17 protein-coding genes and 2 tRNA genes are annotated in these 23,766 nt (G+C 51.4%); 13 read left to right on the forward strand and 6 right to left on the reverse strand.

Annotated features, from left to right (window positions below; all coding sequences use genetic code 11):
- Positions 1-166: 166 nt before the first annotated feature.
- Positions 167-1,240 carry a LysM peptidoglycan-binding domain-containing protein gene (locus tag ACN0YD_RS06355; RefSeq protein WP_417317940.1) on the forward strand — a complete coding sequence of 358 codons (1,074 nt, stop codon included), beginning with the start codon at positions 167-169 and terminating at the stop codon, positions 1,238-1,240.
- 30 nt (positions 1,241-1,270) lie between these two features.
- Here ACN0YD_RS06355 and ACN0YD_RS06360 read toward each other — a convergent pair whose 3' ends face one another.
- Entirely contained in the window at positions 1,271-1,705 is a 435-nt protein-coding gene (locus ACN0YD_RS06360) for a hypothetical protein (RefSeq protein WP_417317942.1), read from the reverse strand.
- A gap of 186 nt (positions 1,706-1,891) precedes the next feature.
- Between ACN0YD_RS06360 and ACN0YD_RS06365 the strand changes: the two genes are divergently transcribed.
- The 3 genes from ACN0YD_RS06365 (at position 1,892) to pssA (ending at position 5,301) form a co-directional block, all read left to right on the forward strand.
- The gene (locus ACN0YD_RS06365; protein ID WP_417317944.1) at positions 1,892-3,772 is read left to right on the forward strand and encodes an ABCB family ABC transporter ATP-binding protein/permease; all 1,881 of its coding nucleotides are present in this window, start codon (positions 1,892-1,894) and stop codon (positions 3,770-3,772) included.
- Between the two features lie 33 nt (positions 3,773-3,805).
- On the forward strand, positions 3,806-4,531 hold the full coding sequence (locus tag ACN0YD_RS06370; RefSeq protein WP_417317946.1) for a phosphatidylserine decarboxylase: 726 nt from the start codon (positions 3,806-3,808) through the stop codon (positions 4,529-4,531).
- A 71-nt stretch (positions 4,532-4,602) separates the two neighbouring features.
- Entirely contained in the window at positions 4,603-5,301 is a 699-nt protein-coding gene (gene pssA / locus ACN0YD_RS06375) for a CDP-diacylglycerol--serine O-phosphatidyltransferase (RefSeq protein WP_417317948.1), read from the forward strand.
- A 58-nt stretch (positions 5,302-5,359) separates the two neighbouring features.
- On the opposite strand, the gene ACN0YD_RS06380 is transcribed toward pssA, so the two are convergent.
- Together ACN0YD_RS06380 and ACN0YD_RS06385 are read right to left on the reverse strand one after the other, a co-directional pair.
- Positions 5,360-8,512 carry an efflux RND transporter permease subunit gene (locus tag ACN0YD_RS06380; RefSeq protein ID WP_417317950.1) on the reverse strand — a complete coding sequence of 1,051 codons (3,153 nt, stop codon included), beginning with the start codon at positions 8,510-8,512 and terminating at the stop codon, positions 5,360-5,362.
- Positions 8,505-9,614 (reverse strand): efflux RND transporter periplasmic adaptor subunit, encoded by a 1,110-nt coding sequence (locus ACN0YD_RS06385; RefSeq protein ID WP_417317952.1) that lies wholly within the window; start codon positions 9,612-9,614, stop codon positions 8,505-8,507. The genes ACN0YD_RS06380 and ACN0YD_RS06385 overlap by 8 nt, the downstream gene beginning before the upstream one ends.
- Before the next feature lie 227 nt (positions 9,615-9,841).
- Between ACN0YD_RS06385 and ACN0YD_RS06390 the strand changes: the two genes are divergently transcribed.
- Positions 9,842-10,480 (forward strand): TetR/AcrR family transcriptional regulator, encoded by a 639-nt coding sequence (locus ACN0YD_RS06390; protein ID WP_417317953.1) that lies wholly within the window; start codon positions 9,842-9,844, stop codon positions 10,478-10,480.
- A 12-nt stretch (positions 10,481-10,492) separates the two neighbouring features.
- Here the strand turns inward: ACN0YD_RS06390 and ACN0YD_RS06395 are convergent, their stop codons facing one another.
- The 3 genes from ACN0YD_RS06395 to ACN0YD_RS06405 all read right to left on the reverse strand — a co-directional run bounded on the left by ACN0YD_RS06395 (position 10,493) and on the right by ACN0YD_RS06405 (position 13,007).
- Complete coding sequence (locus tag ACN0YD_RS06395) at positions 10,493-11,050, reverse strand: hypothetical protein (RefSeq protein ID WP_417317955.1); 558 nt, start codon at positions 11,048-11,050, stop codon at positions 10,493-10,495.
- 146 nt (positions 11,051-11,196) lie between these two features.
- On the reverse strand, positions 11,197-12,606 hold the full coding sequence (gene glnA / locus ACN0YD_RS06400) for a type I glutamate--ammonia ligase (RefSeq protein WP_417317957.1): 1,410 nt from the start codon (positions 12,604-12,606) through the stop codon (positions 11,197-11,199).
- Between the two features lie 62 nt (positions 12,607-12,668).
- Complete coding sequence (locus tag ACN0YD_RS06405) at positions 12,669-13,007, reverse strand: P-II family nitrogen regulator (RefSeq protein ID WP_417317959.1); 339 nt, start codon at positions 13,005-13,007, stop codon at positions 12,669-12,671.
- A gap of 288 nt (positions 13,008-13,295) precedes the next feature.
- Here ACN0YD_RS06405 and ACN0YD_RS06410 point away from each other — a divergent pair.
- The 8 genes from ACN0YD_RS06410 to lon all read left to right on the forward strand — a co-directional run bounded on the left by ACN0YD_RS06410 (position 13,296) and on the right by lon (position 23,660).
- A tRNA-His gene (locus tag ACN0YD_RS06410) sits at positions 13,296-13,372 on the forward strand.
- Between the two features lie 157 nt (positions 13,373-13,529).
- Positions 13,530-15,392 (forward strand): DUF885 domain-containing protein, encoded by a 1,863-nt coding sequence (locus tag ACN0YD_RS06415; RefSeq protein ID WP_417317961.1) that lies wholly within the window; start codon positions 13,530-13,532, stop codon positions 15,390-15,392.
- A gap of 25 nt (positions 15,393-15,417) precedes the next feature.
- On the forward strand, positions 15,418-16,935 hold the full coding sequence (locus ACN0YD_RS06420; RefSeq protein ID WP_417317963.1) for an NAD(P)H-hydrate dehydratase: 1,518 nt from the start codon (positions 15,418-15,420) through the stop codon (positions 16,933-16,935).
- Between the two features lie 166 nt (positions 16,936-17,101).
- A tRNA-Leu gene (locus ACN0YD_RS06425) sits at positions 17,102-17,186 on the forward strand.
- A 97-nt stretch (positions 17,187-17,283) separates the two neighbouring features.
- Positions 17,284-18,852, forward strand: coding sequence for a trigger factor (gene tig, locus ACN0YD_RS06430; protein WP_417317965.1), 1,569 nt, complete (start codon positions 17,284-17,286; stop codon positions 18,850-18,852).
- Positions 18,853-18,961: 109 nt separating this feature from the next.
- Positions 18,962-19,591 carry an ATP-dependent Clp endopeptidase proteolytic subunit ClpP gene (gene clpP / locus ACN0YD_RS06435; RefSeq protein WP_417317966.1) on the forward strand — a complete coding sequence of 210 codons (630 nt, stop codon included), beginning with the start codon at positions 18,962-18,964 and terminating at the stop codon, positions 19,589-19,591.
- Between the two features lie 274 nt (positions 19,592-19,865).
- Entirely contained in the window at positions 19,866-21,137 is a 1,272-nt protein-coding gene (gene clpX, locus ACN0YD_RS06440; RefSeq protein WP_417317968.1) for an ATP-dependent Clp protease ATP-binding subunit ClpX, read from the forward strand.
- A 129-nt stretch (positions 21,138-21,266) separates the two neighbouring features.
- A complete protein-coding gene (lon, locus tag ACN0YD_RS06445; RefSeq protein WP_417317969.1) occupies positions 21,267-23,660 on the forward strand; it encodes an endopeptidase La in 2,394 nt (797 codons plus the stop codon).
- Positions 23,661-23,766: the final 106 nt, after the last annotated feature.

Genomic DNA, 23,766 nt, shown 5'->3' on the forward strand with positions numbered 1-23,766 from the left:
CTTCTGTTTCATAAAAATGTGAAGCTGTAGTCACAGTTTGGACAAATTTTCATAACATCATGCAGAATATGATTTCATTTCCTGATGTAAAATAAAATTGGTTCTGGCATCTGTGCGCCAGCCGTTATATATCAGAAGAAACAAACTTAGGTGATTTGGTAGTTTCTTGGCAGACGATCTCGGAAAACCACCCCGGAAAAGGGATAGCAGCAGTTCCGACTGGGCACTGAAGGCAAGCTTGACGTTGTTGGGTGTAGTTGCCGTTTGTGCGGTTATCTGGATCATGTTCTTTGCCGACGAGCGCGGCATGGATATCTTCAGTTCCGACCTTCTCAAGGACGAGGAACTGAAAACCCAGTCCGTAGAAACCGCCAGTGAAGAAGTCGTCCGCACCATCATTCCCACTTTCGATATTGTACGTATCAGCCGTAACGGGACAGGTGTGATTGCCGGTCGGGCAGAACCCAACAGCGATGTTTATATATACGCCTGGGAAGATGAAATCGGTGCCGCCGTTGCCGACAGGAACGGCGAATGGGTGCTGATTTTTGATACGCCGCTGCCGGGCGGGCCTACCGAGCTTTCCCTGAAATCCCAGATGCCCGGTTCCTTTGACGTCTATTCAAGCGACGTGGTGATCGTGGCCGTGCCGGACCGGGATGAACAGCGGTTCATTGATGATGAAACAGAAGGCGTGGTGGCCATCCTGTCCCCGCGCGCCGGGCACGGACCAAGCCGCGTCCTGCAGAAACCGAGAAAGCTGAACCTTGGTGAACTGACCAAGGGGCTGTCACTGGATTCTCTCGATTATGATGACCAGGGCCGGGTTATGATTTCAGGCACTGCGGCGCCCCTTTCGACTGTTCGGATTTACCTGGACAATGATTACGTGGGGGAGGTTAACGGTTCCGAAGACGGAGGCTGGACAATTTCCTTTGAGAATAAGCTTGCTGACGGTGAACATCTTCTTCGCCTTGACCAGTTGCTTGACGGTGACGACGTGGAGGTTCGTATCGAACAGCCTTTTGATCCGTTGCTGGAGATAGATCCGGGCCGGGCAAAGGGGGAGGTGATTGTTCATCCGGGAAATAGTCTGTGGCATATCGCCCGCAAGCTATATGGTTCGGGTTTCCATTATACCATGATTTTCAGCGCCAACCGGGAAGTTATCCGGGATCCTGACCTGATTTATCCAGGGCAGAAATTCACTCTGCCTAAACAGGAACAGCAGCAAAACTAAAAGAGCGGTTATGAAAAACCTGCATTAACCTCAGGTGTCAATCCTGGCGGCGATGTCGGTTATCTTGTCGCGAATATCCAGCAGCGTGAAGGTCATTGCGGACATGATATTTATGGCGTTGAGGCCGCCCGAGAAGCTGGTCTGTGTGATCATTTGAATCTGGCTGTGCCGGTTAATAACAAATTCGCCTTTCCGAACCAGCGGCATAAACAGGGCCAGCAGTTCCAGCCTGCGGGAGCGGTCTTCGGCACTGTAGGAAACATGTCCCAGATTGGCGACCAGGTTTAGTCCCAGCTTGTTACTGCCTTCGTATGACAGGATCTGGCCGGCAAAGGGGATATTGTGCCAGCGGAAGGAGAAACTTGCGGGCAATTCGAGCTTTTCATCTGTGACTTGAGAGGCTAGCTTTTCGAGAAGGCGATCTAACTCGTATATACTTGCGTCTGATTTCTTGTTTTTATTCACGTTTGTACCCATATCAAACGAGGTGTTTTTTATGATAGCTTCTGACACCTGCGTACTCCACTTAAAGCTGGTTGCTTATGGTCATGACAGACTAATTTGGCCCCCTTAAAATAGTGTAAACAGAATAACCATTTAAACGAATATTATGAAATACTTATAAATTATTTATTAAAAACAGGGCATTCGATGAGATCAATGGCGGAGAATCCGGAAAAAAAAGACCCGGAAAAAGAGGAAAATCACTGGCAGACGGTAAAGACTCTTCTGCCTTACCTATGGCCTGAGGGGCGTACCGATCTTAAAACCAGAGTCATTCTGGCACTGTTTTTCCTGGTGTCAGCGAAACTGATCGGTGTCTATGTGCCGTTCCTGCTCAAGGACGCCATCAACATGCTTTCCGGGGAAGGTGGCATGCCCGGAGAGAGACTCGCTGTTGCCCTTCCATTGGGTCTGATCCTGGCCTACGGGTTAGCCCGGGTGCTCAGCCTTGTTTTCGGCGAGTTCCGGGACGCCATATTTGTGAGAGTGGGACAGCATGCCCTTAGAACAGTGGCGCTGACAACTTTCCGGCACCTGCATATACTTTCGCTACGCTTTCATCTGGACCGAAAGACAGGCGGGCTCAGCCGAATTATCGAGCGCGGGGTCAAGGGGATTGATTTTCTTCTCCGGTTTATGCTGTTCAATATTTTGCCGACGTTGCTGGAGCTTGTGCTGATCTCGGCTATTTTCTGGATCAATTTCGGTTTTCTTTATGCCGCCGTAACCTTCGTAAGTCTGGGCGGATACATCTATTTCACAATCGCGATTACGGAATGGCGTCTGAAATACCGCCGGGAGATGAACAAGCACGATACCCGGGCCAACACCAAGGCCATCGACAGTCTGCTGAACTACGAAACTGTAAAATATTTCAACAACGAAGAGCACGAGGCCCGGCGCTACGACGTTGCGCTGGAAAGATATGAGGATGCCTCTGTAAGAAGCCAACTGTCCCTGACACTTCTTAACGTGGGGCAGGGTGTCATTATTTCCTTTGGCCTGGTGGTTGTCCTTATCCTGGCTGGAAAGGGGGTAGTTGACGGCGTTCTGACCATCGGGGATTTTGTTCTCGTCAATACTTTGCTGATCCAGATATACCAGCCGCTTAACTTCCTGGGATTTGTCTACCGGGAGATCAAGCAGTCTCTTGTAGACATGGAGAAAATGTTCTTAATCATATCCGAGAACGCCGAGATACAGGACGAGCCTGGTGCAACTGACCTGACTATAAATGGTGGTGAAGTTTCTTTTGAGAATGTCTCCTTCTACTATGCGGAAAACCGGCAGATCCTCAGGGATGTTTCTTTCAAAGTACCGGCCGGCACGATGACGGCTATTGTCGGATCGAGCGGAGCCGGCAAATCGACCATTTCCAGGATATTGTTCCGTTTCTATGATATCGCTGCCGGACATGTGAAAATCGACGGACAGGATATTCGTGATGTGACCCAGTCGTCTGTACGTCGTCATATTGGTGTGGTGCCGCAGGATACGGTACTGTTCAATGACACCATTCGCTATAACATCCGATACGGCAACCCGGAGGCGACCGATGAACAGGTGGAGGAAGCGGCCCGCCTGGCGCGGATAGATAAATTTATCGAAAGCCTTCCCGAGGGGTATGATACGGAAGTGGGTGAACGGGGACTAAAACTGTCCGGTGGGGAAAAGCAGCGGGTGGCCATTGCCCGTACGATCCTGAAGAATCCCTCCATTCTGCTCCTTGATGAGGCGACATCTGCCCTGGACAGTCATACGGAACGGGATATTCAGGCGGCGCTGAAACTGGTAGCGAAAGACCGGACCACAATTGTTATTGCCCATCGTTTGTCCACTATTATAGATGCTGACGAAATTCTGGTCATGGAGGCCGGCCACATTGTGGAACGCGGGCGTCATAGTGACCTACTTGCGAAAAAGGGAGTTTACTACAGCATGTGGCAGAAACAGCAGGAAGCTTCCGAAGCTCGCGAAAAACTTGCGGCATTGGAGGAAAGCGCAGTCCCCGAGACCGAAAGCATTTGATGATTTTCGCCTAGTGGATTAAGAATAAACAGAATGTTGAATCAACAGAAAGTCTTGACCATGGACAGTATCCTATCGGTTTTTGTGCCTATACATCGTGAAGGGTATAAATTTGTTGGCGCCTTTCTTGTCGCCACACTTCTTCTGTATCTGATGGAAATGCCGTCATTTTTTGTCAATCTGGCAATTATCCTGACCGTCTGGTGTGCCTATTTCTTCCGGGACCCGGATCGTGTCACGCCGGTCAAGGAAGGGCTTATCATCAGTCCGGCTGACGGCGTTGTCCAGTCTGTTGGCGAAGCCGTTCCCCCTGCCGAGCTGGAAATGGGGGACAAACCCCGTATGCGGGTCAGTATTTTCATGAACGTCTTCGATGTGCATGTGAACCGGATCCCCGCAGACGGGAAGATTGTCCGTCAGGCCTATACACCGGGAAAATATCTCAATGCTTCCCTGGATAAAGCGAGCGAAGAGAACGAGCGTCACGCCATTCTGATGGAGACTGAAAGCGGTAAAGAGATTGCCTTTGTGCAAATTGCTGGCCTGGTGGCACGGCGTATCCTGTGCTGGGCTGTGGATGGTGACGAGATGAAGGCCGGTGAGCGTTTTGGCTTGATTCGGTTTGGCAGCCGGGTGGATGTCTATCTGCCGGAAGGCGTGCATTCCCAGGTCTGCGTCGGACAGCGGGCTATTGCCGGGGAAACGGTCATCGGTAACGAGAAGATCCGTGAAAAAGACCGGGAAGGCGAAATCCGGTGAGCGGCATTCAGGATCCCCAAAAAGGCACTTCCAGAATTCCGATTTTACCGGTCAGGAGTCTGGCGCCGAACATGATAACCATCCTTGCGCTCTGCTCGGGCATGTTTGCCATTCGTTTTGCCATTCTTGGCAAGTGGGAAGCAGCGGTCGTCTGTATTCTTGTGGCCGGCGTCTTTGACGGCCTGGACGGCCGGGTTGCCAGAATGCTCAAAGGGACCAGCAAGTTTGGGGCGGAACTGGATTCCCTGTCGGATATTGTTTCCTTCGGTGTCGCTCCGGCCCTGATCATGTACATGTGGGTGCTTAACGATGTAAAGGGGCTGGGGTGGGCTGTCTCTCTTGCCTTTGTTATCTGCATGGTGCTCAGGCTGGCCCGCTTCAACACCGAACTGACCGAGGAAACCACAAGCGGCAAGAAAGTGAAAAACTATTTTACCGGCATTCCGTCACCTGCGGCAGCGGCACTCGCTGTATGGCCCATGATCCTGTCCTTTGAGACTGATTTAGAGATTATGCGCAACCCGATCGTCTGTTCTGCCTATGTAGGTGTCATTGCCCTGCTGGCCGTGAGCCATATCCCCACATTCAGTTTCAAGCGGCTGGCGATTAATCGCGACTATGTGATGTTTTACTTCCTGGGGGTGGCGATTCTGTTCTCGCTTCTTGTGACCCACCTTTGGGTTACCATGTCGGTGATCGGATTTCTCTATTTGTCCAGCATTCCCTTGGCGGTCAGGAAATATCGTCAGGAAAAAGCAGGGAAACTCTAGGCCCGGATTTCCCTGCCCGGATTTCCCTGCCCGGATTTCCCTGCCCGGTGATGCCTGTTCAGGCCGCCTGCTTCAGCTTGGCGATCTTTTTTTCCCTTTTTCGCGCCCTTATCAGGGAAACCTTGACTTTGGCTGCCAGCAGACAGGGGGTGAGAAGCAGAGTCAATATGGTCGCGAAGATAAGTCCCACAGATACAGCCAGTGCCAGGTCCACCCAGATTTTCGAGTAGGGGGAACCGACCTCCAGCAGCCGGGCGGAAAAATCGATATTAATCTGAAAGACCATGGGCATCAGCCCGATGACCGTTGTAATGGTGGTCAGCATGACCGGGCGCAGGCGTTGGGCGACCGTCTGGACAATGGCGTCATAGGCGTCGATTCCGGATTTGTGCAGCCGATCAAAGGTATCGATCAGCACAATGTTGTTGTTTACCACAATACCCGCCAGGGATATGATGCCCACACCGGTCATAATCACCTGGAAGCTTCTATCAAACAGGATAATTCCTACAAGAACCCCTGCTGTTGACAACAGTACGGCCAGAAGAATCAGGAAGGCGTTATAGAAGCTGTTAAACTGGGTCACAAGGATCAGGCACATGAGGAAAAGGGCCATCACAAAGGCCTGCAGGAGGAATTCAAAGGATTCCTGCTGGTCTTCATCTTGTCCGGCAAAGGCAACGTTCACTGAAGGGTCCAGTTCCTGTTGTTCCAGCCATTCTTGCATTTTGCCTACAATAGTGCTGCGCGTTCTGATGTCGACCACATTGGCGCGGACCATAAAAGTTGGAAGGGTGTCTATGCGCTCGATTGTGCTGATTTTCTGTTTGGCCTCACGCGTGACAAAATTACTGATGGGTACCAGGCCTTTTTGCGTCCAGACCCTGACATCGTCAAGCTGTTCCAGATTGCGGTATTTCTCGGGGAACCGAACCCTGATGTCCACTTCGTCATCCGTATCATCAGGACGGTATTCTCCGACCTTTATGCCGTTGGTGACCAGCTGCACCATATTGCCTACACTTAGAAGATCGGTCTCGTAAAGACCGGCCATTGCTCTGTCCACCTCCAATTCCCATTGGATGCCGGGCAGGGGCAGTGTGCTGTCAAGGTCTGACAGTCCAGGCACTTCTTCCAGCTTCTGATATACCTGCGAGGCGACAATAGCCGCTTTGAGGACATCTTCGGCCTTGACTTCAATCTGGATATCCTTGCCAGCTGAAGGGCCAAAGGCAGGCGTCACAACTTCGACAACAAGACCGGGAATATTTGCTGTTTTCTCCCGCAGCTCGTCTATGATCTCGAATGAATTACGCCTTTCTTTCCAGTTCAGGAAATTCAGGGTGATCTGGCCTATGACATCTTCTGTAGCTTCCGAACTGGCAGAAACACTGGCAATGGTCTGCACCTGGATGCTTTCGACGCCATTGGTATTTTGCACGAGGTTCTCAACTGACCTTACAAGGACATCCTTCTCGTCAATGGAAAGGTTGCCGCGGGCATGTACATTCAGAATGATTTTATCCGGTTCTCCCTGGGGAAAAAATTCCACGGGGGTCTGAGAACTTCCGTAAAGGATGAAAATGCAAATGATGGCAACAAAAATGCCAAGAATTACACGGAAGGGATGCCGGATTAACCGGTCAACAAGGCGCACATAAGCCCCAGTAAACCCCGGGATGTCTTTCGAGCTGAAATGCTCACTTGCTGCCAGCTTGCTGGCGGCATCAAATGACATGCCTTCCTTTTTGCCGATCTTGCTGCCAAGTGTGGGCATGAAGATAAGGGCCATAAGAAATGAGGCGCTGAGCGTAAAAATCAGGGTTAGCGGTAAGTACCGCATGAACTCGCCTGTGGTACCAGGCCAGAACAGAAGTGGAAAGAAGGCTGCCAGTGTCGTTGCGGTAGAAGCCAAAATAGGCCATGCCATACGCTGGGCGGCAAGTTTGTAAGCTTCTTTTTTATCAAGGCCTTCATGCAGTTTTCGGTCCGCATATTCGCTGACCACGATGGAGCCATCCACAAGCAGGCCAACCGAAAGAATTAAACCGAACATGACCATCTGATTGATGGTAAAACCAAAAGTGTCCAGCAGGTAAATGGATAACAGGAATGAACCGGGAATAGTTACCGCCACCAGAAAGGCGGCACGGTTGCCGAGCGCAATGATAATGGCGATCGCTACCAGAAGAATAGCTGAGATGATACTGTTTTGAAGGCTACTGACAGAATTCTGGACCTCGATGGATTGATCCCCGAGATAGGCGTACTTCATTTCCTGCGGCCATAGTTTGGCGCTTCTTTCAACAATCTCTTTGGTGCGATCAATCGCTTCAAAGGTATTTTCTCCGGCTCTTTTTTTGAGAGAGATAGAAACGGCCTGCAGGCCATTGAACCGCGAATAGCTCAATGGTTCCTTGAACGCGCGCCGGACATCGGCAACATCAGCAAGTGTGACAACACTATTACCGGATACTTTCACCGGCAGGTTATAAATATCAAGGGCTGACTCAAAAACGCCGGGTATTTTAACAGAAAAACGCCCCGCACCACTATCAAGGGAACCGGCTGCCACAAGCTTGTTGTTGTTATTAACCACAGTAAGGATATCGGCGGGCGATAACTGATAGCTTTCAAGTTTGAGCGGGTCAATGATGATTTCCAGCAGGTCTTCACGGTCCCCGGCGATCTCTGCATCCAGAACACTTGGAATGGTTTCCAAATCATCCCGGAGTTTGCGGGACAGGGCATAAAGCACTCTTTCCGGAACGTTCCCATACAGGACGATATTGAGGATCGGGAATTCGCTGGTGCTGATTTCCATTACACTGGGTTCATCAGTTTCTTCCGGCAGTTCAGAACGCGCCTTGTCCACCTGTTCGCGCACATCCAATATAGCCAGATCCGGGTCAACACCTGCGTTGAACTCGATGATGATGCTGGCTCCATTCTCCTGGGCTATGCCCCGAAGTTCCTTTACACCCTCAATGGTTCTGAGGGTAACTTCCATAGGCTTGATCAGCAGGCGCGCGGAATCTTCCGGTGAAATGCCATCATGGTTCATATGCACATAGACCATCGGGATTGTGATGTCAGGCATATCCTCTTTTGGCATGGTGACATAGGACGCCGTGCCACCAATAAAAATCAGTGAGAGAAATAGAAGAACGACCCTGAAATGTTCTATGGCAGCATTGATGATACTATTCATTTCCGGTGGCTCCCGGAACCTGTGCTTTCTGGTCCGCCAATACGGGTTTGGCTTTCTGGCCTTCTTTTACGAAATCCTGTCCTGTAATAATCAACCGACTGTTTTCTTCAGGACCTGTCACCCAGACCCCCGTTGAATCTGATCCGTGGATATCAATCGGGACAAACCGGACAATATTCCGGTCGTCAACGACACGTACGCCGACAACACCTTTGCTGTTGAGGACAAAATAGGCCGGAGAAAGATAATACGCCTGTATTTGATCGGCAGGCAGCAATAGTTCTGCGGTCATGCCATCACGGAGAGATCTATCCGCATTATCCACTTTCAGCTCTACGCGGAAAGTGCGGGTGTCAGCATTGGCGATAGAGGAAATATACCGTATTTCACCTTCGGCGCGTCTTCCATCCGACAGACGCGCGGCGCCTTTTTGCCCCACGTGAAGCAGAACAACATCCTTTTCCGACACATCCCCGACGATCAGAAAGGGTGTTTCCTCCATGAGCAGGGCACAACTCTCGCCTTCTTTCAGATAGGCGCCTTTTTCCACATATCTCTCGTTCACGATTCCGTCGAAGGGCGCGCGCAGATAGGTATGCTCGAGCTCAATTTCCATTTTTTTAACCTGGGCTATAGCAGCGTCCAGCAGGGCCTTGGCTTCCAGGGATTTTGTTTCCGAACGGTACCCTTTGGCGGCAAGTTCCTGTGATGCCTTATATTCCAGTTCCCGCTGGGTTTTCAGGGCCAGAGCCTCCTGATAGTTGGCTTCCCGGTCGTCGACTGACAGGCGGCAGATCATATCACCGGCCTTGACCCGCATTCCTTCCTCAATCGGAAGTTCGGAAACACGCCCCTTTGTCTGACTGGCGATTTCAACCTGGCGCAGAGCGGCGGTATATCCCCGTACGGAGACTTCCCGGCGATAGGGGCGGGGAGACAGGTGAGCCACCGTTACTGCGATCTCTTCTTGACCGGAAGCACTTGTGTCTACTGTTGTGAATGCCTTGTCTTCCGAAGTATCCTCGGAAAACAACATACCCGATGCAATCCACAGAATAACAAGTATGAAAATGGCAGCAGCGGTAATATATGATTTGTTCATAATCGACTCAATCAATTTTGTAAATTCTGCATAGCTAACAAATACATGTACTTAATAGTGTAAATAACAAGACGTGTGTATCACTATTTTGGGCAATTTGTCTTATACGTACAAAAACATTGTTTCCGACCGGTAAAAATAATGGTAGTTAGTTACTAATGATTTTAAAACGTATGTTTTAAACAAATGCCAATTGGGGCGACAGGGACAGGTGTAGTATTTTGAGTATGGACAAGAAAAACACGGCCAGACAAGATTCCCGCGAGAAAATTCTCGATGTGGCGGAAAGACTTTTTTCAACAAGCAGCTTTGCCAGTGTATCGGTAAGAACTGTGACGGCCGAGGCCGGTGTGAACTTATCTGCGGTCAATTACTATTTTGGCTCTAAAAAGGGGCTTTTCCAGGCGGTCTATGTCAGACGCTGTACGGAAATGAACCGCCTGCGGCTTGATTTGCTGTATTCAGCAGCAGATCAGGCGAGAAAAGCCGGTCGAAAACTGGAAATGCGTGACCTGGTGAATGCACTGATTTCTCCTCCCGTCAAATGGCTATATGACGAGGACAGCGGTCTTTCCGTATATATCAAATTCATTGCCCGGGCTTATCTGGAAGAAGCCAGCGATATGGCTAACGTTCTGGAAGAGGAAGTGGCTGTTTTCGACAAGTTCATTCCCTTCATTCGGGATATTCACCCGCAGCTGTCGGACGAGGATATATTCTGGCGCATTCATTTCATGATGGGGGTCATGCATCACACCATCAACCACCTGGATAGGATTGGCATCCTGTCACACAATAACTGCCGGGCTACCACTTGGGAGGATACCAGGGATCGCATTGTTCAGTTTTGTGTGGAAGGTTTTTAAACCGGTCCGGGATTAGCCGAACAGGTCGTCAATAGCGCCCTGGTCCAGACCGGATTCGTCAATCTCTTCGGAGAAGTAACTGTCGATGTCCTCCTGATGGGCACTCCCCTTGGTGCCGTTAATGATCGCACCGCAGTCCTCAATCATCTTTTCCATACGCGGCCGGTAGTCATCGACAAGCCTGGGCAGGGACACCGTATCGGAGTTTTCAATGGCCTTTGAAACTTTGCTAATGGTATCGAGAACGAGATCGTCCATCTGCTGCACCATTTCTTCGAACGGGATACGATACTCACCCGGGGAATGGTCATAGGCCTCGACGGCCAGGTCCTTGGCATTAAAGGCGCTGTCGCGAAAATGGTCCTGATAGGATTTGGGATGCCATTCCTGCACGTCTTCGATACAGTCGGGCATGTCAGAGAGCATATCAAGAAGCATATGCACTTCATTGAAATGGTTCAGATAGTCCGTCGCCAGCAGTGTTTGGGGATTGATGTTTTCCCCCGCAACTTTCTTCTGATACTCGAGATACCTGTCGTTTTCTGACACTTTCGACGCTATCGCATTCATTTATATAATCTTTTTTTAAACTGTTATCGGCAAAATAGCATGGATATACTGCCGGATAATTATTAATAATTAGCTAATATGTAGATGCAACAAAAAAGGCCCCCCGTTTAGGGAGGCCTTTTCCGTTAGATGATACTGTTCCGGTTTTATACGGAATAGTAGAGCTGGAACTCCATCGGGTGCGGAGCCAGTCCAACAGCGTGTACTTCTTCCATTTTCAGGTCGATATAGGCATCGATCTGATCGTCGGAGAAGACGTCGCCTTTTTTCAGGAATTCGCGATCTGCATCCAGACAGGTGAGAGCCTCAAGCAGGGAGCCGGCAACAGTCGGTACTTCCTTCAGCTCTTCCGGCGGCAGGGCGTACAGGTCTTTGTCCATGGCATCGCCCGGATGAATTTTGTTTTCAATTCCGTCAAGGCCGGCCATCAGCATGGCGGAGAAAGCCAGATACGGGTTGGCGGTCGGATCCGGGAAGCGGATTTCAACGCGCTTGCCCTTGGCGCTTGTGGCGTAGGGGATACGGCAGGAAGCTGAGCGGTTGCGGGCGGAGTAAGCCAGCAGAACCGGTGCTTCAAATCCGGGTGTCAAACGCTTGTAGCTGTTTGTGGACGCATTGGTGAAGGCGTTAAGCGCTTTCGCATGCTTGATGATGCCGCCAATGTAGTACAGACAGGTGTCGGACAGGTCTGCATAGCCGCTACCGGCGAACAGAGGCTCTCCGTCTTTCCAGATGGACTGGTGGGTATGCATACCGGAACCGTTGTCAGCCGCGACAGGCTTCGGCATGAAAGTTGCAGTTTTGCCGTAGCTGTGAGCAACCTGGTGTGTCACATATTTATAAATCTGGACCCGGTCAGCTGTCTGCAGCAGGGTACCGAACATCATGCCCAGTTCGTGCTGGGAAGCAGCCACTTCGTGGTGGTGCTTGTCCATCGGCAGGCCCAGTTCTTTCATGATGGTAACCATTTCGCCGCGAATATCGCCACAGGAATCCACCGGAGCAACCGGGAAATATCCGCCTTTTACTGCGGGCCGGTGAGCATAGTTGCCGGATTCCATGGAAGTACCTGACTTGTAGGGGCCTTCGATATCGTCCAGTTCGTAAGAGGCTTTGTTGTACTGGTTGTCAAAGGTTACTTCATCGAACATAAAGAATTCAGGCTCCGGACCGAAATAGGCTGTATCGCCAATGCCGGTGTATTTCAGGTAGGCTTCGGCACGTTCGGCTGTGGAACGCGGGTCACGGTTATAGCCTTCGCCCGTGGAGGGCTCGACAATCGAACAGAAAATTACCATTGTCGGCTGTGCGGCAAAGGGATCCATTGTAACTGACCTTGGGTCAAGCTTCAGGATCATGTCGGATTCATTGATCGCTTTCCAGCCGGCGATGGAGGAACCGTCGAACATGACGCCTTCCTCGAACATATCTTCGTCAACGACACTGGAGTCCATGGTCAGGTGCTGCCATTTACCTTTGGGATCGGTAAACCGGAGATCCACAAAGGCGATATCTTTTTCCTTCATAGTAGCAAGGATAGTTTTTACGTCGGACATTCTCTTTATTTCCTGTCTGATTGTTAATTAAAGTTAGTGTTGTGGCTTTGTCGCCGCTTTATTTAAACGGCATCGTCACCGGTTTCGCCGGTGCGAATCCGGATGGCTTCTTCGATCGAGCTGACAAAAATCTTGCCGTCTCCGATACGTCCGGTTTTGGCGGCCTGCTGGATAGCTTCCAGGGCTGGTTCAAGAAGATCGTCACTCAGCACGATTTCAATTTTAACCTTGGGAAGGAAATCTACAACATATTCCGCCCCTCTGTAGAGCTCAGTATGCCCTTTCTGGCGCCCGAACCCCTTGGCTTCGGTTACAGTGATGCCGGTCAGACCGACTTCATGAAGTGCTTCTTTCACTTCGTCCAGTTTGAAAGGTTTGATGATCGCTTCAATTTTTTTCATGAGAACTTACCATTCAGTGACAGCGTTGAAATTGACGTTATTAAATTACTCGGTGCTTGATAAGCATTAATCGTGCCAAATTCGTGAGATACGGAAAAATAAGACTTTTTTAAGTGTTCCAGGATGGTGGTGATTAAAATATGTGCAAATCGTGCCTTAAAAATAAACATTACTCACCCTATGTGCAGAAACCAGGGGAAAAGATCCCGCAAAAAAACCCTTTTGAAAAGTAAAAACTCCTCTTGACGATAAGAATTTCTGTCCGTAAAAGGACTTTACTCTTTTAGGGCGGGTGTAGCTCAGTTGGTTAGAGCGCCAGGTTGTGATCCTGGATGTCGCCGGTTCAAATCCGGTCACTCGCCCCATTCCTCCGCCACAGGCTTTTCCAAGATCATCTATTCGCGATCCTTTTGAACACCGGTTTTAATGGTTCCTCGGGGCTGTACAAATTATTTCTATTTGCTACCCTGTAGACACAGAAAAAAACGTCATTAAAACCATAATTCAAGGGGATATCCAAAAATGAAGTCCAAGCTTCTTGCATCAGTTGCCCTGTTGGCGGCTCTTAGTCTGGTTGCCTGTTCCGAAGGGGATCAATCAGCTGAAAATACAACTCGGGAAAACCAAGCAGCACAAAGTGCTTCTGCCCAGGTGCAGACCGAGTCAGAACGGCTTAACGCTTTTTTCGAAGAAAGCTTTATGGAAGCCGTCATGGATAGTCCGGAATTCCAGACCTATCTGGGCATGATGGAAAATTCGGGTCAGTGGGACGAATATACGGAAGAAAAAGCGGTCCGCGACCTGGAAAAGGCGAAAAGAGATCTGGCAACCCTCAAGGCCGATTTTGACTTTGACAAACTGGATGAGGCGTCCCGGTTGAGCTACCGGCTCTTCGAGCGCACCCTGAATGAGGAAATTGAGGCCTATAAATGGCGTCACTACAGCTACCCACTTAATCAGATGCATGGCTGGCAGTCGGGAACGCCTGCCTTCATGATCAACTTTCACCGGATTACGTCGGTCAGCGATGCAGAAGGTTATGTTTCCCGCATGGAAAACATGCAGGCGATGGCGGAACAGCGCTTTGAACAGCTGAAAATTCGCGAGAAAAAAGGCATCCTGCCGCCGAAATTTGTCTATGAGCATGTGATCCGGGATGCGGAAAATATGCTTAAAGGGGCACCGCTGGATGATAGCGGGGAAGATCACACCCTGCTTGCCGACCTGAAAGGCAAACTGGATAAAATCGAAATTGACGGGGACAAGAAACAGGAACTTGTCAAACGGGCCGAAGCGGCCATTATAAATTCCGTCAAACCTGCCTTTGCAAAGCTTGCCGACATTGCCCGGGCCGAGAAGGAAATGACCAACACCGACGACGGTGTCTGGAAGTTGCCTGACGGGGCTGATTACTATAATTTCCGCCTGCGCAAGATTACCACAACCGACATGACTGCTGATGAAATACATGATCTTGGCCTGAGTGAGGTGGAGCGTATCCACGGCGAGATGCGGGAGATCATGAAAAAGGTAGGTTTCAAGGGATCCATGCAGGACTTCTTTGAATTCACCCGCACCGACAAGCAGTTCTATTATGACGAGACGGAGGAAGGGAAGGCGGCCTATCTGGCCGAGGCGACGAAACTCATCGACACCATGAAGGAACATCTGGACGAGGTCTTTATCACCAAACCCAAGGCCGACCTGATCGTCAAGGCGGTGGAGCCGTTCCGGGAAAAATCCGCAGGCAAGGCGTTTTACAGTCGACCGGCGCCAGACGGCAGTCGGCCGGGCATTTACTATGCCAACCTCTACAAAATGTCGAGCATGCCCATCTATCAGATGGAGGCGCTGGCCTATCACGAAGGTATCCCGGGTCACCATATGCAGCTTGCCATCATGCAGGAACTGGAAAATGTGCCCAAATTCCGCAAGTTCGGCGGATATACCGCCTATACGGAAGGCTGGGGCCTTTATTCTGAATTTCTGCCCAAGGAAATGGGATTCTATGAGGATCCCTATTCAGATTTCGGCCGTCTGGCCATGGAACTCTGGCGCGCCTGCCGCCTTGTGGTGGATACCGGTATTCATGCCAAGAAGTGGACCCGTGAGCAGGCCATCGACTATCTGGCTACCAACACACCAAACCCGCATGGTGATGTGGTCAAGGCGATCGAGCGCTACATCGTGCTGCCCGGCCAGGCGACGGCCTACAAGATCGGCATGATCAAGATCCAGCAACTTAGGGAAAAAGCCAAGGCTGAACTGGGTGACAGGTTTGATATCCGGGAGTATCACGAAGTTGTTCTGAAAGACGGCGCCCTGCCACTTGCCATTCTGGAAGAGCAGGTTGATGCCTGGATCGCCAGCAAGAAAGAGAGCTAGACCCTCTTGAGGAGTATACCGGGTAATGGATGAAACTGCAGAAGTCTTGCTGTCTACAGCGGAAATGGGGCAGGCGGATCGCCTGACTATTGATGCCGGACTCCCGGGACGGCAACTGATGGAAGCGGCTGGACAGTCAATTGCCCGGATCATACTCGATAAATTCAATCCGGGTCGCACACTTGTTCTGTGCGGTCCGGGCAACAACGGTGGCGACGGTTTTGTGGTTGCCCGGGTCCTGAAAGAAAAAGGCTGGCCGGTTGTACTCATGCTCATGGGAGCTCGGGAAAAGCTCGGCGGGGATGCCGGCATCATGGCCGATCTCTGGGACGGCGAAATCCTGCCGTTGTCGAGGGAGGGGCTGGACGACTATGAACTGATTGTTGATGGCCTCTTCGGTGCGGGTCTTGATCGTCCTCTGGACGGAGAGGTTCTTGATCTGGTAATGGCGGCCAATAAAAGTACCGCTCGCAAAGTGGCCATAGATGTGCCCAGCGGTCTTAGCGGTGACAGCGGCCTTGCGCTGGGCGCCTGTATCGAGGCGGATATCACCGTAACCTTCTTAAGGCGGAAGCCTGGCCACGTCCTGTATCCGGGAAAGGCATTCTGCGGAGAACTTTTTGTCACCGACATAGGTATATCCGACAGGGTGCTGGAGGACATACATCCGCACACCTGGGTGAATACCCCTGCGGTATGGGGGGAGAGATATCCCCGCCTCGCGGTGACAGGTCACAAATATTCCCGGGGGCATGCCGCCATTGTCAGTGGCGATATTGCCCATACCGGTGCCTGCAGGCTTGCTGCAGGGGCGGCCCTGAGAGTGGGGGCGGGCCTGGTTAGCGTGATATGTGATGGGGAGGCGGTGGCTGCTCATGCAGCCCACCTAACCGCCGTCATGATCAAATGTTGTGAGAGCCCGGAGGCCTTTAAGGAGCTTCTGCATGATGTCCGCCTTAATGCCTGGTGTATCGGACCGGCAAATGGTGTGACGGAAGAAACCAGGGAAAATGTGCTTTCCATTCTGCTTGCCGGAAAGCATGTGGTGATTGATGCAGATGCACTCAGCATTTTCAAGTCTGAGCCGGAGGAGCTGTTTGCGGCAATCAAGTCCTTCGGCCGACAGGATGCTGGCTGTGGTACGGTGCTTACGCCTCACGAAGGTGAGTTCGCCCGTATTTTTCCCGACCTGGCAGGACGGGAGGGACATTATGACCGATTGGCCGCGGCCCGTGAAGCGGCAAAGCGATCCGGGGCGGTGGTGCTTCTGAAGGGGCCCGATACTGTTGTAGTCGGTCCCGGAGGGAGGGCGACAATCATGGAAAACGCGCCGGCGGATCTGGCAACGGCCGGGTCCGGGGATGTTTTGTCAGGGCTGGTGACCGGTCTTCTGGCCCAGGGTATGCCGGCATTTGAAGCAGCTTCTGCGGCAGTCTGGCTGCATGTACAGGTAGCCCGCGCCTTCGGGGCGGGATTGATTGCGGAAGATATCGCGCCCTGCTTGCCCCCGGTGCTTGAAAAGTTGCGGAAAAGCCTGCATTAATGTGATCTGGGCGGTCAGGGAAGCGCCTGCCGGTATCTCTTATTTCCTTCCGTAAATTGTGATCCGTCCGGTAATTCGTCCGCCGAAAAACTACGGTCATCTTTTTTTGTGGAAATTTATACGCAATTGACTATAAAGGCGGGTCTGAATGCCATGACGGACATTTGCGGGTGTGGCGAAATTGGTAGACGCGCTAGATTTAGGTTCTAGTGTCTTCGGACGTGGGGGTTCAAGTCCCTCCACCCGCACCAAATGACCGCGTAATTCAAAGGGTTTGCCCATCATCAAGGTGAGGGATGTAATTTTAACAGGCCGTAGTCGCGGCCGAGCAGAAGAACAGAGCGAGCAATGCAGGTAACTGAAACAAATTCTGAAGGTCTCAAACGTGGATACAAGGTCGTTATTCCGGCCGGTGACATCGAGGCAAAACTCAACAGTGAACTGGAAAAGGTTCGCACCCAGATCAAAATGCCCGGCTTCCGTCCGGGCAAGGCGCCGATCTCCCTTCTGAAAAAACTCCACGGCAAAAACCTGATGGGGCAGGTTCTGGAGGAAACCATCAATTCAACATCCCAGGATGTTCTTGAGGAAAAGAAGGTTCGCCCGGCAACCCAGCCTGATATCGCCATCGATGAAGGCTATGAAGAAGGTAAAGACCTGGAATATACAATGGACCTGGAAATTGTTCCCGAGTTCACAGTTCCGGACCTTTCCAAGCTGAAGCTGGAGAAACTGGTCGCCGAACCTGCCAGGGAGCAGGTCAAGGAAGCGCTTGAGAATATTGCCGGTCAGCAGAAGAACTACAAAGCTGCTGCAAAGACTTACAAGGCCACTGAAGGTGATGCTGTGGTCATCGATTTCCTCGGCAAACTTGACGGTGAACCTTTTGACGGTGGTGCTGCCGAAGACTTCCAGCTGGTGCTGGGCTCCAATACGTTTATTCCCGGTTTCGAAGAGCAGTTGACTGGTGTGAAAGCCGGCGACAAAAAAGACGTCAATGTGACGTTTCCGGAAAACTATCAGTCTGAAGACCTTGCCGGCAAACCGACCGTATTCGAGGTGACTGTCAAGGAAGTGCAGAAACCCGAAGACGCCAAGGTTGATGACGAACTGGCCACGAAGCTCGGTCTTGCCGATCTTGCTGCCCTGGAAGAGGCCGTCAAGGGACAGCTGTCACAGGAAACAGATTCCCTGTCACGGACCTGCCTGAAGCGCTCGCTTCTGGATGCGTTGGCCGAAATGGTCGATTTTGATGTGCCGTCAGGCATGGTGCAGATGGAATTCGACCAGATCTGGAACCAGCTGAAAATGGATATGTACCGTGAGGCTGCAGAAACTGATGCCGATCTCAAACCGGAAGACATTGAAGAACCCGGTGATGACGTGAAGGGCGAATATCAGGCCATTGCAGAGCGTCGTGTGCGCCTCGGCCTGTTGCTCTCTGAAATCGGTCAGCAGAACAAGGTGACTGTTGGTCAGGAAGAAGTGACCCGCCAGATTGCCCAGGAAGCGCGCCGTTTCCCGGGTCAGGAAAAGCAGGTTTTCGAATTCTACCAGAACAACCCCCAGGCCATGGCCCAGGTTCGCGCGCCTTTGTTCGAAGAAAAAGTAGTTGATTTCATCCTCGAGCAGGCAACGGTTGCTGAAAAAGCAGTCAGCCGTGACGAACTGATCGCGAAGATTGAAGAAGACGAAGCGGCACCGACACCGGCCAAGGGAAAAAAGGCCCCGGCCAAAAAAGCCGCAGCAAAGAAAGCTCCTGCCAAGAAGGCGGAGCCGAAAACAGCTGCAGCGAAGAAAGCCCCGGCCAAAAAAGCGGAACCGAAAACTGCAGCGGCGAAGAAGGCTCCGGCCAAAAAAGCTCCTGCAAAGAAAGCTCCGGCTAAAAAGGCTGCTGCCAAAAAAGACGATGCCTGAGAATTTAGCTATTGAATTTTCAGCACGCATATAAAATATAATTAGAGAAAATTGAGCGGGTATCGATTAAGATGCCCGCTTTATCACTTGAAGAAGAGGATAAGCTGAAATGAGCGACCCTATCGATACCTATATGAATACTCTGGTTCCCATGGTGGTGGAGCAGACCAGTCGCGGTGAGCGTTCATATGACATCTATTCCCGCCTTCTCAAGGAACGGATTATTTTCCTGACCGGGCAGGTGCATGACGGGGTCGCCAGCCTGATTACGGCTCAGCTTCTGTTCCTGGAAGCGGAAAATCCGAAGAAGGACATTTCCTTTTATATCAATTCACCGGGTGGCGTCGTGACGTCCGGTCTCGGCATCTATGACACTATGCAGTATATTCGTCCCAAGGTAACAACCATCTGCATTGGTCAGGCTTGTTCCATGGGGTCGTTGTTGCTTGCTGCGGGTGAGCCCGGGCAGCGTTTTGCTCTGCCGAATTCCCGGATCATGATTCACCAGCCGTCCGGTGGCGCCCAGGGGCAGGCAACCGATATCGAAATCCATGCCAGGGAAATCCTGGAACTGCGCAAGCGCCTCAACAATATGTATGTCAAACACACTGGTCAGCCTCTGGATGTAATCGAGGAAAATATGGAGCGCGACAAGTTCATGTCTCCGGAGCAGGCCAAGGAATTCGGTCTCATCGATGAAGTCTACGAGAAACGCCAGGGCGATTCACAGGACGACTGAAAATAGTGTAATTAAAATAGACGGGAATGGTAACGACAGGTTTACCATTCCCGTTAATTAATTGTTTTACACTTTCTTCTAATATCAATTGAAATTATCCGTTGTATTGTGCTGAAAATCCCTTACTACTATATAGGAAAGCATGCGACGGCTGATTTTGATGGGGGGGAATTTTCCCGCTACTGCAAAAAAGCGGCCTCCGGCAAAAAAATCCGTTGAGATTTTGCAGCCAGTCGGAGTAGCATGTTTGAGAAGTTACTAGGAACAGGAACATATGACCAAATCAACATCTGGCGATTCTAAAAGTACTCTCTACTGTTCTTTTTGCGGCAAGAGCCAGCATGAAGTGAAAAAGCTGATAGCCGGACCCACAGTTTTTATCTGTGATGAATGCGTTGAGCTTTGCATGGACATTATCCGGGAAGAGAACAAGACCTCCCTGACCAAGTCCAGCGACGGTGTTCCTTCACCCTTGGAAATCCTTTCCGTTCTTGATGATTATGTGATCGGTCAGAGCCAGGCCAAGAAAGTCCTGTCCGTTGCTGTTCACAACCATTACAAGCGGCTGCAGCACGCCGGCCAGAGCAATGACGTTGAGCTTGCCAAGTCCAACATCATGCTGGTAGGGCCCACAGGTTGCGGTAAAACGCTTCTCGCCCAGACCCTGGCCCGTATTCTGGATGTCCCCTTCACCATGGCGGATGCGACCACCCTGACCGAAGCCGGTTATGTGGGTGAAGATGTGGAAAACATCATTCTCAAGCTTCTGCAGTCTGCCGATTATAATGTGGAACGGGCCCAGCGCGGTATCGTTTATATCGACGAGGTGGACAAGATCAGCCGTAAATCCGACAATCCCTCCATCACCCGCGATGTATCGGGCGAGGGGGTTCAGCAGGCTCTGCTGAAAATCATGGAAGGCACAGTGGCCAGCGTACCGCCCCAGGGCGGCCGCAAGCATCCGCAGCAGGAATTCCTTCAGGTGGACACTACCAATATCCTGTTCATCTGCGGTGGGGCCTTTGCCGGCCTTGACAAGATCATCGGCCATCGCCGGGAAGGCAAGTCCATCGGTTTTGGCGCCAATGTGACCAGCGATGAAGATCGCCGTGTCGGTGATCTACTGATGGATCTGGAGCCCGAAGATCTTCTGAAATTCGGCCTTATCCCCGAGTTTATCGGTCGTCTGCCTGTTCTGGCGACACTGACGGATCTGGATGAGGGCGCACTTGTGGAAATTCTCTCCAAGCCGAAAAACGCGCTGGTAAAACAGTATCAGCGTCTGTTTGCCATGGAAGAGGTCGAACTGACCTTCACGGAAGATGCGCTTCTGGCCATTGCCCGCCGGGCTATCGCCCGCAAGACCGGTGCTCGCGGCCTGCGCTCTATCATGGAAGACATTCTTCTGGACACCATGTTCGAACTCCCCGGACTTGAGGGAGTGGAAGAGGTTGTGATCAACGCCGAGGTTGTCGAGGGTAAGGGCCAGCCCCTTTATATTTATACGGACAAGAAGAAGGAAGAAGCCGGCGGTGCCGGAGCCTGATCCCATCGGGCGGACGACGCCCGGTAGATTTTTATTGTCCCGTCTTGAATATATCCCTTTTGTTCTTACCTGAAGTGTAACACAGTAACACTCAAGTATTTAGACAAAGGTAGAAAATTGGTAACGCCAATGAACTCAGTATATCCAGTATTACCTCTTCGCGATATCGTTGTATTCCCGCACATGATTGTGCCCCTGTTTGTGGGACGGGAAAAGTCGGTAAAGGCGCTTGAGGACGTCATGGGAGATGACAAGAAAATTCTCCTTATTTCCCAGAAAGATGCGAACCAGGACGATCCGGGTGTTGATGACATTTACGAGATCGGTACCCTGGCGACTGTTCTGCAGCTCCTGAAGCTTCCCGACGGCACCGTCAAGGTGCTGGTGGAAGGCAGTGAGCGTGCAACGGTCACACGATATCTGGAAAATGAAGAATTTTTCGAAGCGGAGGCTGAGGTTCTTGCCTCTACCGGTACCGACAGTCCGGAAGTGGAAGGGCTTGCCCGGTCCGTGGTTGGTCAGTTCGAACAATATGTCAAACTGAACAAGAAAATTCCGCCCGAGGTTCTTGCTTCCGTCAAGCAGGTTGAGGATGTGGAAAAGCTTGCCGATGTCGTCGCCTCACATCTGTCCCTGAAGATTTCCGACAAGCAGGATCTTCTGGAAAACACTGATGTGGAAAAACGCCTGGAAAAAGTTTTCAGCGTGATGGAAAGCGAAATCGGCGTTATGCAGGTGGAAAAGAAAATCCGCCGGCGCGTGAAAAGCCAGATGGAGAAAACCCAGCGCGAATATTATCTGAACGAGCAGATGAAAGCCATTCAGAAAGAGCTGGGCGAAGGCGATGAAGGTCGTGACGAGCTTTCCGAAATCGAGGAAAAAATAGCCAAGACCAAGCTTTCCAAGGAAGCTCGCGAGAAAGCCTCGGCTGAGTTGAAAAAACTCAAATCCATGAGCCCAATGTCTGCGGAAGCCACCGTGGTCAGGAACTACCTTGACTGGATTTTGTCATTGCCCTGGGGCAAGAAGTCCAAGGTCAAATCAGACCTGTCCAAGGCGGAAGAGATTCTGGATGCGGATCACTATGGCCTGGACAAGGTCAAGGAACGCATCGTCGAATATCTGGCCGTGCAGCAGAGAACCAAGAAAATCAAGGGCCCGATCCTGTGTCTTGTTGGCCCGCCGGGTGTGGGTAAGACTTCTCTGGGTAAATCAATTGCCCGGGCGACCGGGCGCGAATTTGTCCGCTTTTCTGTCGGCGGTGTTCGTGATGAAGCTGAAATTCGGGGTCACCGGCGGACCTATATCGGCTCCATGCCGGGCAAGGTCGTCCAGAATCTGAAAAAGGCCGGCAGCAACAACCCGCTGTTCCTGCTTGACGAAATTGACAAGATGGGGGCCGATTACCGCGGTGATCCGGCATCTGCACTGCTCGAGGTTCTTGACCCTGAACAGAATAACAAGTTCAACGACCATTATCTGGAAGTGGATTATGATCTGTCCAATGTGATGTTCATTACCACAGCCAATACGCTGAACATGCCGCAGCCGCTGCTCGACCGTATGGAGATTATCCGCCTGTCCGGTTATACTGAGGACGAAAAGGTGGAAATTGCCAAACGTCACCTGGTCAGCAAAAAGGTTGAAGATCATGGCCTTAAGGAAGATGAATGGTCCATTTCCGACAGCGCCCTCAGGGACCTGATCCGCTATTACACCCGCGAAGCCGGTGTACGTAATCTGGAGCGGGAAATCGCGAACCTGGTTCGTAAGGCAACAAAGGAAATTGTGCTCGGCAAGAAGAAAGCGGTTCATGTAACCTGCCGGAATCTGGAGAAATATGCCGGTGTTCGCAAGTTCCGTTACGGCGAACTCGAGGAAAAGGACATGATCGGCGTGACCACCGGTCTGGCCTGGACCGAGGTTGGCGGGGAAATTCTGGCTATCGAAGCCATTACCTCTCCGGGTAAGGGAAAGTTCACCATCACCGGTAAGCTGGGCGATGTGATGCAGGAATCCATCAAGGCCGCCATGAGCTTTGTCCGCTCCAAGGCTGTGGAGTTCGGCATTCAGCCCAACGCTTTTGACAAGACGGATATCCATATTCACGTGCCTGAAGGGGCCACCCCCAAGGACGGGCCGTCTGCCGGTGTCGGGATGATCACGTCGATTGTCTCCGTTCTGACGGAAATTCCGGTGCGCCGGGATGTGGCCATGACTGGTGAAATCTCACTCCGCGGCAGGGTACTTCCCATCGGCGGCCTGAAAGAGAAACTTCTCGCGGCTCATCGTAGCGGAATCAAGAAGGTTCTTATCCCTGTGGATAATGAAAAGGATCTGGCCGAGATTCCTGACAATGTGAAAAAAGGCCTGGAGATCGTTCCGGTCTCTACCGCCCAGGAAGTGTTGGAGCATGCGCTCGCGTCACCCCTGATTCCTCTCGATCCCAGCGATGTGGAGACTGTGACACCGCTGGCTGAAGGGGGCGGCGAATCTGAATTCGAGGGTCAGTTGAGGCACTAGAATTTCAGCCGGAAACACCTAAATATTTAATCAAGAGACGCTCATCCTTCAGGGATGGGCGTTTTTTGCTCCGGAAAAGTTTTTTTCAATCAATGTCAAGCGAACT

Source organism: Emcibacter sp., from assembly GCF_048269205.1.
Lineage (GTDB): Bacteria > Pseudomonadota > Alphaproteobacteria > Sphingomonadales > Emcibacteraceae > Emcibacter.

Bases quoted from the DNA above. Each gene is read 5' to 3' on its own strand.
- ACN0YD_RS06365 (WP_417317944.1), top strand. From the start codon at position 1,892: ATGAGATCAATGGCGGAGAATCCGGAAAAAAAAGACCCGGAAAAAGAG.
- ACN0YD_RS06370 (WP_417317946.1), top strand. From the start codon at position 3,806: ATGTTGAATCAACAGAAAGTCTTGACCATGGACAGTATCCTATCGGTT.
- pssA (WP_417317948.1), top strand. From the start codon at position 4,603: ATGATAACCATCCTTGCGCTCTGCTCGGGCATGTTTGCCATTCGTTTT.
- ACN0YD_RS06380 (WP_417317950.1), bottom strand. From the start codon at position 8,512: ATGAATAGTATCATCAATGCTGCCATAGAACATTTCAGGGTCGTTCTT.
- ACN0YD_RS06385 (WP_417317952.1), bottom strand. From the start codon at position 9,614: ATGAACAAATCATATATTACCGCTGCTGCCATTTTCATACTTGTTATT.
- ACN0YD_RS06390 (WP_417317953.1), top strand. From the start codon at position 9,842: ATGGACAAGAAAAACACGGCCAGACAAGATTCCCGCGAGAAAATTCTC.
- ACN0YD_RS06395 (WP_417317955.1), bottom strand. From the start codon at position 11,050: ATGAATGCGATAGCGTCGAAAGTGTCAGAAAACGACAGGTATCTCGAG.
- glnA (WP_417317957.1), bottom strand. From the start codon at position 12,606: ATGTCCGACGTAAAAACTATCCTTGCTACTATGAAGGAAAAAGATATC.
- ACN0YD_RS06405 (WP_417317959.1), bottom strand. From the start codon at position 13,007: ATGAAAAAAATTGAAGCGATCATCAAACCTTTCAAACTGGACGAAGTG.
- ACN0YD_RS06415 (WP_417317961.1), top strand. From the start codon at position 13,530: ATGAAGTCCAAGCTTCTTGCATCAGTTGCCCTGTTGGCGGCTCTTAGT.
- ACN0YD_RS06420 (WP_417317963.1), top strand. From the start codon at position 15,418: ATGGATGAAACTGCAGAAGTCTTGCTGTCTACAGCGGAAATGGGGCAG.
- tig (WP_417317965.1), top strand. From the start codon at position 17,284: ATGCAGGTAACTGAAACAAATTCTGAAGGTCTCAAACGTGGATACAAG.
- clpP (WP_417317966.1), top strand. From the start codon at position 18,962: ATGAGCGACCCTATCGATACCTATATGAATACTCTGGTTCCCATGGTG.
- clpX (WP_417317968.1), top strand. From the start codon at position 19,866: ATGACCAAATCAACATCTGGCGATTCTAAAAGTACTCTCTACTGTTCT.
- lon (WP_417317969.1), top strand. From the start codon at position 21,267: ATGAACTCAGTATATCCAGTATTACCTCTTCGCGATATCGTTGTATTC.